Origin of the sequence: Clostridium sp. HBUAS56017 (assembly GCF_007115085.1) — a bacterium.
GTDB lineage: Bacteria > Bacillota > Clostridia > Clostridiales > Clostridiaceae > Clostridium > Clostridium cibarium.
In genome coordinates this window covers 31,369-43,585 of record NZ_SULK01000028.1, presented here as the reverse complement: position 1 = coordinate 43,585, position 12,217 = coordinate 31,369, and the positions used below count along the sequence as shown (strand labels likewise).

Annotated in this window: 8 protein-coding genes; 6 read left to right on the top strand and 2 right to left on the bottom strand. The window is 30.2% G+C overall.

Features of this window, described 5'->3' with window-relative positions:
* Positions 1–3,967: hypothetical protein (locus tag FAY47_RS17965; protein ID WP_143318301.1), on the bottom strand; the 3,967-nt coding region annotated here is incomplete at its 3' end.
* Between the two features lie 322 nt (positions 3,968–4,289).
* A complete protein-coding gene (locus FAY47_RS17960) occupies positions 4,290–5,063 on the bottom strand; it encodes an AraC family transcriptional regulator (protein WP_143318300.1) in 774 nt (257 codons plus the stop codon).
* 181 nt (positions 5,064–5,244) lie between these two features.
* On the opposite strand from FAY47_RS17960, the gene FAY47_RS17955 reads away from it, so the two are divergent.
* The 6 genes from FAY47_RS17955 to lon all read left to right on the top strand — a co-directional run bounded on the left by FAY47_RS17955 (position 5,245) and on the right by lon (position 12,081).
* Complete coding sequence (locus tag FAY47_RS17955; protein ID WP_143318306.1) at positions 5,245–6,192, top strand: iron chelate uptake ABC transporter family permease subunit; 948 nt, start codon at positions 5,245–5,247, stop codon at positions 6,190–6,192.
* Positions 6,189–7,139, top strand: a complete 951-nt coding sequence (locus tag FAY47_RS17950) for an iron chelate uptake ABC transporter family permease subunit (RefSeq protein ID WP_143318299.1) — start codon at positions 6,189–6,191, stop codon at positions 7,137–7,139. The genes FAY47_RS17955 and FAY47_RS17950 overlap by 4 nt, the downstream gene beginning before the upstream one ends.
* Complete coding sequence (locus FAY47_RS17945) at positions 7,136–7,894, top strand: ATP-binding cassette domain-containing protein (RefSeq protein ID WP_143318298.1); 759 nt, start codon at positions 7,136–7,138, stop codon at positions 7,892–7,894. The genes FAY47_RS17950 and FAY47_RS17945 overlap by 4 nt, the downstream gene beginning before the upstream one ends.
* 16 nt (positions 7,895–7,910) lie before the next feature.
* Positions 7,911–8,867 (top strand): siderophore ABC transporter substrate-binding protein, encoded by a 957-nt coding sequence (locus FAY47_RS17940; protein WP_143318297.1) that lies wholly within the window; start codon positions 7,911–7,913, stop codon positions 8,865–8,867.
* A 148-nt stretch (positions 8,868–9,015) separates the two neighbouring features.
* Positions 9,016–9,582 carry a TetR/AcrR family transcriptional regulator gene (locus FAY47_RS17935; RefSeq protein WP_143318296.1) on the top strand — a complete coding sequence of 189 codons (567 nt, stop codon included), beginning with the start codon at positions 9,016–9,018 and terminating at the stop codon, positions 9,580–9,582.
* Positions 9,583–9,702: 120 nt separating this feature from the next.
* Positions 9,703–12,081: an endopeptidase La gene (lon, locus tag FAY47_RS17930; protein WP_143318295.1), complete on the top strand. Its 2,379-nt coding sequence runs from the start codon at positions 9,703–9,705 to the stop codon at positions 12,079–12,081.
* Positions 12,082–12,217: the final 136 nt, after the last annotated feature.

Sequence of the window (12,217 nt, the reverse complement as noted above, 5' to 3'; positions counted from 1 at the left end):
CTTCTTGATAATCAGCATCATCAATAGAATAGCAAGTTTTAGCTACACCGCTAAGTGTATCAGTTGCAGTTAAGCTTACTGTTACATCATCTTTAGACCAGTTAGTAGGTGCATTAGAAGTAGTAACAGGAGCAGATTTATCAATCTTTACATAAGCAGTATTAGCAGTTTCGGTATTTCCAGTAGCATCAACAGAATAGAAGGAAATCTTGTGAGTACCTTCATTAGCTACTGTAAAAGTAGTACCTTCTTGATAACCAGCATCATCAACAGAATAGAAGGTTTTAGCTACACCACTGATATCATCAGTTGCAGTTAAGTTAACTGTTACGTCATCTTTAGACCAGTTAGTAGGTGCATTAGAAGTTGTAACTGGTGCTTTTTCATCAATAATAATTCTTGCCAAAAGCGTGCTTGATGGACTAGATTCACCAAAAGAGTTACTACAAGAAGTAACATAATATAAGTGATCCCCAGCAGGAAGATTATTGAAAGTATAAGATAAATTATTTAAGTTTTTAACTAGTAAAACTGGCTTATTATCTATAAGCTCATAAATATTGTAGCCATTAGCGAAAGTAACAAAATCCCAACAAATAAAAGCTGTTGTCTTGTCTTTAACTTTTATGGTTGCTAAAGGTGCCTGCATAATAGGATATATAATACTATCTGCTAATGTATTAGATGGATCAGATTCACCAAAGCGAGTATTGTATGCAGTAACCTGAAAATTATGAGTACCTTCTGATAAATTGAAAGCTTTGTAGCTTAGAGCATTTCCCTTAAATAGTAGTTGTTTTGTATCATTTACTATTTCATAAACACGATACTCATTAGCCCAAGCAACTGAATTCCAAGTTAAAGTAATGTTATTAATGTTGGAAATTGTTCTGCTTAGTGTTGGGGCTTGTACTACTGGCCAAGTTAATGAGAAATCTAGTGTACTTCCAATTGGTGATTCACCAAAACGGCTACTATATGAGTAAACTTCATAGCTATAATCTCCAGCAGGCATATTGACGAAAGTTGTTCCAGTACCAGGTAGTGTTTGTTTTAAAACTTTTTCTCCGTTTACAATTTGATAAACCTTGTAGCTGGTTGCATATGGTACAGGTAGCCAATTTAATCTAATATCATTTCCGTTTGCGATATTGTAGTTTAATTTGGCTGGTGCTTGCATTGTTGGCCAAGTTAATGTAAATGAAGTTTGGCTTCCATCTTCTGATTCACCATAGGAGCTGTTAAATGAGTGAACTTCATAGTTGTAATCTCCAGCGGCCATATTAGTGAAAGTTACGCTAGTACCAGGTAGTGTTTGTTTTAAAACTTTTTTGCCATCTATAATTTGATAAACCTTGTAGTCAGTTACATATGGCACACCTGTCCATCTTAATGTAATGTCATTTCCATTTGTTATAGTGGAAGTTAAATTTCCAGGTGCTTTCATTAGCGAATTGTCTAAAGTAAATGAAATTTGGCCTCCGTCTTGTGATTCACCAAAACGGGTGCTATAAGAGTGAACTTCATAGCTATAATCTCCAGCAGGCAGATTAAAGCTTGCATTATTAGTATTTGCTGTTTGCTTTAAAACCTTTTCTCCATTTACAATTTGATAAATCTTGTAGTTGGTTGCATATAATGTAGGAGCCCATTTTAGCGTAATAGTAGATGTATTTGTTAAAGTATAAGTAACGCTTTCTGGTGTTTGCATTGTTGGCCAAGTTAAAGAAAGTGTAGTTTTTGGTCCAACTTCTGATTCACCAAGGCGGGTACTAAATGCGCAAACTTCATAAGTATAATCTCCAGCAGGCATATTAGTGAAAGTTACACTAGTACCAGCTACTGTTTGTTTTAAAACTTTTTCACCATCTATAATTTGATAAACTTTATAGTTATTTGCATATTGTACAGATGCCCATCTTAATGTAATGTCATTTCCGTTTATTACATTGTAAGTAAGGGTATCTGGTGCTCCCATTTTAGGAAGTGATAGAGAAAAAGTAGATTCAGCTCCTATTGGAGATTCGCCTAATAATGTTGAAACCGAATTAACAATATAGTCATAATCACCACTAGGCATATTTGTAAATGTTGCTGAAGTAGTGTTAACAGTTTGCTTTAAAACTAGTTGTCCATCAACTTTTTGATAAATCTTATAGCTTGTAGCAAATGGAACAGCTGTCCATCTTAATGTTATATCATTAAGGTTTGTTATGTTATAAACTAAATTGGTTGGTGCTTGCATTGTTTGTCCATCCATGGTAACAGTGATTGTACTTCCATCTGGAGATTCACCAAAACGTGCGGAATAAGAGTGAATTTCAAATTTGTATTCACCAGGTGCCATGTTTGTATAAGAAACTGTTGTACTATTTACTGTACTTTTTAAAACTTTTTGTCCATTAGTTATCTGATAAATTTTGTAACCTGTAGCATTTTCAGAAGGACTCCAAGTTAGACTAAGGCTAGTAGCATTATTAATTTTGTGTGCCAAGTCTGTTGGTGGTTGCATAATTGGTGGAGTTAATGAGAAAGTAATACTAATTCCCTTCTGCGATTCTCCAAGACGAGTGCTAAATGAGTGAACCTCATATACATAATCACCACCAGGCATGTTAGTATAGGTAATAGTAGTTCCTGCAGTTGCACTTCTTAATATTTTTTGTCCATTAACAATCTGATAGACTTTGTAGCTTGTTGCATTGTCTACAGCATCCCATTTTAAAGTGATATCATTTCCGTTTTTTATGTCATAAGATAAATTTGTTGGGTCTTCCATAGCTGGAAGAACTAAGCTTAAGGAAACTTTACTTCCATCTTGTGATTCTCCAAGACGATTGCTAAATGAATGAACCTCATATACATAATCGCCACCAGGCATATTACTAAATGTAGCATTAGTACCTGCAGTTGTACTTTTTAATATTTTTTGCCCATCAATGATCTGATAAATTTTATAGTTTGTTGCATTACTTACTGCATCCCATTTTAAAGTAATATCATTTTCGTTTTTAATTTCATAAGATAAATTTGTTGGTGTTTGCATAGCTGGAAGAACTAAGTTTAAGGAAACTTGGCTTCCATCTTGTGATTCTCCAAAGCGGGAGCTAAATGAGTGAACCTCATATACATAATCACCACCAGGCATATTAGCAAATGCAACATTAGTACCTGTAGTTGTACTTTTTAATAATTTTTGTCCATCAACAACCTGATAAACTTTATAGTTTGTTGCATTAGTTACAGCACTCCAGCTTAAGTTTATATCATTAATATTTGCTAAAGAGTATGTTAATTTTGAAGGTGCTGTCATAGTTGGATGAATTATTTGTACCTGTGTAGAAGTCGAAAGTGAAGATTCGCCATAAAGAGAATTCACTGAAGAAACCGCATAGGTATAAGATCCAGCAGGTGCATTAACAATTGTGTAAGTGGTAGATGCCTTTACTGAAGAAACTAATGTTTTAGTATTATCAGCAGCAATTTGATAAATGTTATAACTATTGGCATACTGTGAGGCAGTCCAATTTAGCACCACGTCATTGACATTTTGTATTTTGTTAGTTAATGTTGCTGGTGCAGCCATAGTTGGATAAGTCACGGTAAAAGAAGTAGGCGCGCAAGGACCAGATTCACCTTGTGCACTCAAGGTGGATACAACATACTTATAGGAACCTTCTTTAAGGTCATTAAACGTGTAAGATGTCGATGTTGTAGTACCTAGAACTGTGAGTTGGCCATCAGTAATTCCATACACCTTATATCCAGTAGCTCCATGTACAGGATCCCATGTAAGTTTAGCATTACTTGGGGTAATTAGCTGAGAAGCTAAGTTACTTGGCGGCAACACATCATTACTAGTTGCTGCAAATGAGCGTACTGGCGGATATGCTAGTACAAATGCTAGTATAAATGCCATCAATAGCGATACAAATCGCTTGCAATTTGGAAAAGAACATTTTTTCATTAAAATCCCACCTTTTTTTGTGAAAATGAAAAAAGAAAACCCTATAATGATTTGCATCTTAAAGTTTTGACTAGTTAAAAGCACAAAATTTCCCCATTTCCACATATAATTTTTGGGATACTGTATGCAAAAAAAAATGTCAATAAAACTATATAATATATATCCTCTTGCAGTATAAGATGTAAGTTTATTAATATTATTGATTAATTTTCATGCAAATGTATCCTATAATAATTTTACCATATATAGTCAAAACTCGCAATATTAATCAAAAAATGTTATAAATTATACTTTTTTGAAGAAAAAATTGGTAGATGTTGAATTAATTCTCTTGAAAGTTTTCATTTCTAAATTCTAATGGAGTTTTTTTAGTTATTTTTTTAAAAGCCATATTGTAATAATTTTGACTACTAAATCCCACAGACATAGCAACTTCAATTATAGGTAAATCTTTAGTTAATAATAATTCTTTACTTCTTTCAATTCTTACTTGATTAAGATACTGAGAGAAGGTTTTCCCAGTTTCTTTTTTGAATAAATTACAAAAATAGCATCTGTTTATATTGAGATATTCAGCAATCACATCTAAGGAAATAGGGTCATAAAATTTTGAATCAACGTATTCTATGGCCTTTTTTATATGTAGGCTATAGTTAACTGTAGTTGAGAACTTTTTTTGCAGTTTTATATATTCGCTATCATTCATTATGTTATAAAACAAAGTAATAAGATGAGCTATACAACTTTTAGGCTTATATAAAATATCTTTAGTGTTCATATTTTTAGATGTGGTATAAGGACCAATAATTATTATGCCTCTATTAAGATTATTAGGGCATATAGAGAAACCTGTAACTATAACGTGAGTATCATAGAAAATATTTACTGAGGAATCAGGTGATTTTTTATATAATTTTTTTGAAAGATTTTCACATATATTAAATTGATCAGCTAAAGACTCAAAATGAATGGTATATCCTTTAGAATATATACTGTTACCATCATTTCTATAAGCTTTAACAGGGACATTAGTACAAAAATAGAATTTATCTAAAGATTCTTTAATACACTTCTCTTCGGAAAAATTGTTAAACATTGTAATATAAATCCTCCCTTATTAAAAAGCCTAAATATATTTAAAAAAAGTAAATATATTTAAGTCAAATATTGAGTTTAATGATAACATAACACAAGAGTGATAATCAATATCAATTACTAAGAATTTAATAGTAAGGGGGAATTTAGTGGAAAATGAAAAAATTTTAAAGAAAAGAGATATAAAGATAAGATATCTAGTAATAAGTTTAATTATTTTATCAATTATATCTATATTTATCGGCTCAAAAGATATAAAGATTATTGACTTATTAAGTTTTGAAAAAGATAAATTAGAAATACTTATTTTAAGTAGAATACCAAGATTAATAAGTATTCTAGCGGCTGGTACAAGTATAGCTGTAAGTGGACTTATAATGCAGCAAATAAGTCGCAATAGTTTTGTATCACCAACTACAGGTGCTACTGAAGATAGTGCGAAATTTGGAATATTAGTATCTATTATATTATTCCCTTCAGCAGGCTATTTTAGCAAAATGATAATATGTTTTATATTTTCGCTAGCTGGTACTTTTTTATTTATGTACATTTTAAGAAAAATTAAATTTAAGAATGATATATTTGTTCCTCTTATTGGAATTATGTTAGGAGCAATAATAGAATCTATAAATACTTTCTTTGCATATAAATTTGATGTGATTCAAAATATAGAATCTTGGGCACAAGGAAATTTTTCTATGATTATAAAGGATCGATATGAACTAGTTTACTTAAGTATTCCCCTTATGATAATAGCTTATTTATTTGCAAATAAGTTTACTATTTCAGGGATGGGAAAAGAATTCTCAAAGAATTTAGGATTAGATTACAATAAAGTGGTAAATACCGGAGTTGTAATAGTTGCGCTTATATCTTCCATAATGATTATTATTGTTGGGAAAATACCATTCTTAGGACTTATAATTCCTAATATTATTAGGATTTATAATGGAGATAATTTAAAAGAGAATTTTGTTTCAACATCTTTATTTGGAGCAGTATTTCTTCTTTTCTGTGATATATTAGGTAGGTTGATTATTTATCCATATGAAATTCCAATAGGCCTTATGGTTGGGGTCATAGGAAGTGGAGTATTCTTATATCTACTTTTCAGGAGGAAGTTAACATGAAAATAAAACGAAATTTAATACTTATGTTCATTTTATCAGTTATACTTATTCTTCTTTTTACATGTGTTGGTATGAACAATAATAATTGGCAATATATTCTTCAAAGAAGAGGAATAATGATTGTGGCAGTTGTAATAACAAGTGCAGCTATAGCTTTTTCAGCTATGATATTTCAAAGCATAACCAATAATAGAATATTGACTCCAAGTGTAATGGGATTAGATTCTTTATATATGCTTGTACAAACTTTTATAGTTTTCATATTATCAAGCAATAAAAATGAGATTTTTGCAAGTAATATAAATTTTATTCTTTCAGTAGGGGTTATGGTTATATTTTCTATATTACTATTTCAGGTAATGCTTAAAAAAGAAAAAGGGAATATTTATTTTCTTTTATTAGTCGGTTTAATATTAGGAACATTATTTCGTAGTGGAGCTTCTTTTATGCAACTGATAATAGATCCAAACGAGTTTTCAGTTCTTCAAGGTAAGATGTTTGCAAGCTTTAATAATGTAAATAGAGATGTATTGTTAATTTCTATAGTAATAATATTACTAGTAATGATTTATATGTATGATTACATTGATATATTAGATGTTTTGTCGCTTGGTAGGGATCATGCTATTAACCTTGGATTATCATATGAAAAGACAGTTAAATCCTTGCTTATAGTAACATCAATTTTAGTATCTGTATCAACAGCTTTAGTTGGGCCAATAACTTTTTTAGGATTATTAGTAGTAAATATAACACATGAGTTTTTAAAAACTTATAGACATAGATATCTAATACCAGCTTCTGTTTTAATTAGCATAATCACTTTGGTTGGTGGTCAATTTGTAATAGAAAGATTATTAAATTTTTCAACACCAGTTTCTGTAGTGATCAATTTAGTTGGAGGTATATATTTTATATCTCTATTATTAAAGGGGAATAAGGCATGATTGAATTAAAGAATATAGTGAAAAAATATAATGGAAAGAATGTTGTTGATAATGTTTCTGTAACTATAAAAGAAGGAAAAGTAACGTCTCTTATAGGTCCTAATGGAGCAGGCAAGAGCACATTGCTTTCAATAATGAGCAGGATAATAAGTAGAGATAGTGGTGAAGTTATAATAGATAAGGCTAAATTAGAGTCGTGGAATAATAAAGATTTAGCAAAAAAAATATCAGTATTAAAGCAATCTAATTCTATCAACATGAGATTAACAATAAAAGAAATAGTTAGCTTTGGAAGGTTCCCTTATTGTCAGGGAAATTTAACAGAGGAAGATTTAGAACATGTTTATAATGCAATAGAATATATGAAACTTACAGATATAAAAGATAAGTACATGGATGAACTTAGTGGAGGACAAAGACAGAGGGCATTTATTGCAATGATAATAGCTCAAAATACAGATTACATATTGTTGGACGAGCCACTAAACAATTTAGATATGAAGCATTCAGTGGAAATAATGAAAATTTTAAGAACTTTAGCAGAAGAGCTTAATAAAACAGTTGTTATTGTAATACATGATATAAATTTTGCATCTTGTTATTCAGATTATATATTAGCTCTTAAAGATGGAAAACTTGTTAAGGCTGGGAGAACGGATGAAATAATAAGAAATGATGTGCTAGAAGAAATATATGATATGAAATTTAATATTCAAGAAATAGAAAACAATAAAATCTGTATTTATTTTAAATAGTAAGGAGAGAAAAATAATGAAAACAAATAAAAAGATAATATCATCCCTATTGGTTATATTAATAGTTATGGTAGGAGGTTTTGCATATACTAAATTTAGTTCAACAAAGGATGAAACTAAGAGTAATGGAGGAGAAAATATAACTATAAATCATAAATTAGGAGAAGTGAGTATAAAGAAAAATCCACAAAAAATCGTTGTGTTTGATTATGGTGTATTAGATTCATTAGATACTATGGGGATTGAGGTACAAGCTGTTCCAAAGAGTAGTTTGCCTAGTTACCTAAGTAAATTTAAAGATGAAAAATATGTAGATGCAGGAACTTTATTTGAACCTAATTTTGAAAAGTTACAAGAATTGAAGCCAGATTTAATAATAATTTCAGGAAGACAAGAAAGTGTGTATGATAAGCTTAAAGAAATAGCACCAACTTTATATGTAAGTATCTCAGATACAGGCTATTTTGAGTCTTTTAAAGCGAATATGGACAATTTAGGTAAAATATTCAGTAAAGAAGATGTTGTAAAAGACCAATTAGATAAAATAGATACTAAAATTAAAGAACTTAATGAAAAAGTTAAAGAAAAGAACTCAAAAGCTCTTATGATAATGGCTAATGAAGGGAATTTAAGTGCATTTGGTGAAAAATCAAGATTTGGGATTATACATAGAGATTTTGGACTTAAACAAGCAGATGAAAATATAGAAGAATCTAATCATGGAATGAATGTATCATTTGAATATTTAGCAGAAAAAAATCCTGACTATTTATTTGTTGTAGATAGATCAGCTGTAACAGGGAAAGGAGTTAGTGCTCAGAAGACTCTAGATAATGACATTATTAAAGGGACTTCTGCTTATAAAAACAATAGGATTATATACCTTGATTCACAAGTATGGTATGTATCTTCTGGAGGATTTACAGGAACTAATACTATGATTGATGAAATCACAAAGGCAATAGAAAAATAAATTCATAATATGTAACGCACAACAATAAAATTCCGATTGTTGTGCGTTTTTTATATACATTTAGTCCTCTATGTAGGGTAAGTAATAAAAAACTTGACTATAAAAGAACGTTCGTTTATTATAGAAATATAACAATAGAGGTGTGTAAATGAGAAGGAAAGATGATGAAAAGAAACAAAGCATAAAAGAAGCTGTTATTAAGTTAATACTTAAAGAAGGGTTTCATGGTACATCTATTTCAAAGATAGCTAAAGAAGCTGGGGTTTCGCCAGCTACGGTATATATATATTATGAAAATAAAGAAGTTATGTTGCAAGATATATATCGTGAATACTCTGAAGATGTTTTTTATTACCTGCTTGATAAACTTAATAATTGTAACAAAGGTGAAAAAATTATTGAGGTACTTGTAAGAGAATATTATTTGTATATCAATGATAATAATGAAATTTTTCACTTTGTTGATCAGTTTGCTAGTTGTCCAGCATTAGCCAATCAATGTTCAGCAAGAAATGGAATAAGTATTCTTAACAACTTGTTTGATGAAATGAAGAAAAGAGGAGTTTTCAAAGATTTTGAAAATGATAACTTGAGAGCAATACTTTTTTATCCTACTAAATCAATTGTGATGAATTCCTGTATCGATAATGATAAAAAGATTGAATTATTAAATGAATTGATTGAAATTATACAAGATGCAATATTAATAAAATAGAGATTAATATAAGAGTAAGCGAGAAATTTTGTAAATAGCAGAAATGTTTCGCTATTTTTTAAAAAACATATAAACGAATGCTCATTTATTTAAATAGCAAAAGAAAGGATGATTAAGACGATGAATATAGAGAAAAAATATAACCAAGGAGTTGTAATTCCTGTATCAGAAGCAGTTCTGCTTCCAGGAATGACTCATATTTTAAGGTTAAATAGATTTAGTGAAAAGGAAATTGAAAATTTATCTAATGATGAAACAGTTAATGTTGCAGTACCTTTAAAACAAAACTTCAATCAGAATAATTTAAAAGAAGAAGATTTTTATCGTATAGGGGTTTCATTTGAAATAAATAAAATTCAAAAAATGGGAAGAGGATATCAAATTGAAATTTTAGCATTAGATAGAGTAGAGATAAAATCTATGAACTTTGAAGAAGCTTTAATTAGTGCAGAATTTGAATTTGCATCTGATATAGTTGATATTACAGAAAAAAATCAGGAAGAAATGGTAAGTTACATTAAAAGGATCACTAGAGAAATTAGTGAGAATTTTAAAGGTTCAGAAGATTTTATAGAAAGTGTGGAAGAACAGCAGGATTTAAATAAAATTATTGGACTTTTAGCACCTTTTATGCCACTTTCAAATGAAGAAAAATATGATTTAATAGAGACTCAATCTTTAAAGGCTAGAGGCTTAAAGTTTATGGATTATCTATTAAAGCAGAAAGAACATATAAAATTACAATTAGAAATGGCACAAAAATTTACTGAAAAAGCTAATAAAAATTATAGAGAATCAGTTTTGAGGGAACAACTAAAAACTATTCAAAATGAGTTAAATGAAGGAAAAGAAGCTAAAAAAGATAAAGATTATTATAAAAAAATTGAAGAAGCTCAAATGCCAGATGAAGCTCGTGAAACAGCTTTAGAGGAACTAGAAAAATTACAAAACCAAAGTCCAAATAGTTCTGAATATAATGTAATACGTAACTATTTAGAGTTATTGATACAGTTGCCTTGGAAAAGGAATGAAGGAAAAACAGTTGATTTAGAAGGCGCAAGAAGTATATTAAACCAGCAACATTATGGTCTTCAAAAAGTAAAGGATAGAATAATTCAACATTTAGCAGTTATGCAACTTAAAAAGGATAAAAAAGGATCTATATTATTGTTAGTAGGACCTCCTGGTGTGGGAAAAACAAGTTTAGGTAAGAGTATTGCAGAAGCTCTTAATAGAAAGTACATAAGATTAAGTCTTGGTGGTGTAAGAGATGAAGCAGAAATAAGAGGACATAGAAGAACCTATGTAGGAGCAATGCCTGGTAGAATTATTCAAAGTATAAAAAAGGCAGGAGTAACAAACCCTGTTATGGTTTTAGATGAAGTAGATAAGCTATCTTCTAGCTATAATGGTGATCCAGCTAGTGCTTTATTAGAAGTATTAGATCCAGAGCAAAATGATACTTTCACTGATCATTATTTAGATTTACCATATGACTTATCGGATGTATTCTTTATAGCAACAGCTAATTCTTTAGATACCATTCCTAGACCGCTATTGGATAGAATGGAAGTAATTCAAATATCTAGTTACACTATGAATGAAAAATTCCATATTGGTAAAAAGTATTTGATTCCAGAGGTTCTTGAAGAACATGGATTGGCCGACACACAACTTGTTATAGAAGATGAAGGACTACGAAGAATTATTAGTGAATATACTTTAGAAGCTGGGGTAAGAGGACTTAAAAAGCAGTTAGCAACACTTGCCAGAGTAGCAGCAGAGAAGATTGTAGCTAATAAGGTTGACCTACCATTTAAAATTACAGCAGAAGAGTTAGATGATATACTTGGAAGAAAGATTTCAAGTCATGATAAAGCTCAAAAGGATAATGCACCAGGAGTTGTAACTGGACTTGCATGGACAGCAGTAGGGGGAGAAATATTATTTATTGAAGCTACTGATATGCCAGGAAATGGACAAGTTATTTTAACTGGACAATTAGGAGATGTTATGAAGGAGTCAGCAAGAATTTCATTGAGTTTATTAAAATCAAGGTTACCAGTAAATGCAATGAATTTTAAGGAAAGAGACTTACATATTCATGTCCCTTCAGGATCAGTTCCTAAGGATGGTCCATCAGCTGGAATAACATTATTTACAGCACTTGCATCTCTTGTTACAGGAATAAAGATAGATTCAAAACTTGCAATGACAGGAGAAATTACATTAAGAGGAGCAGTACTTCCGATAGGAGGACTTAAAGAAAAGTTGATAGCAGCTCAAAGGGCTGGAATAAGAAAAGCTCTAATTCCAAAAGATAATGTAATTGATCTAAAAGATGTTCCTGAGGAGGTAAAAGAACAAATAACTATAATACCTGTAGAAACTGTAGAGGATGTTCTTAAGGAGACTTTGGGTATAACATTACCTAAAATAGAACGTGTATTTAATCCTAAGAATTTTATAGAAGGAACATTTAGTACAAATGAAGCTTAATTTAATAAACATTTAGGAAAGATAGGTTTTTTACAAACCTATTTTTTCTTTTGGGAAAATACGTAAATTTAGATTACATAACTAAAGTTGTATCAAGCCATATTGTAAATGAATATATTATAAGTAAGAAGAAGGA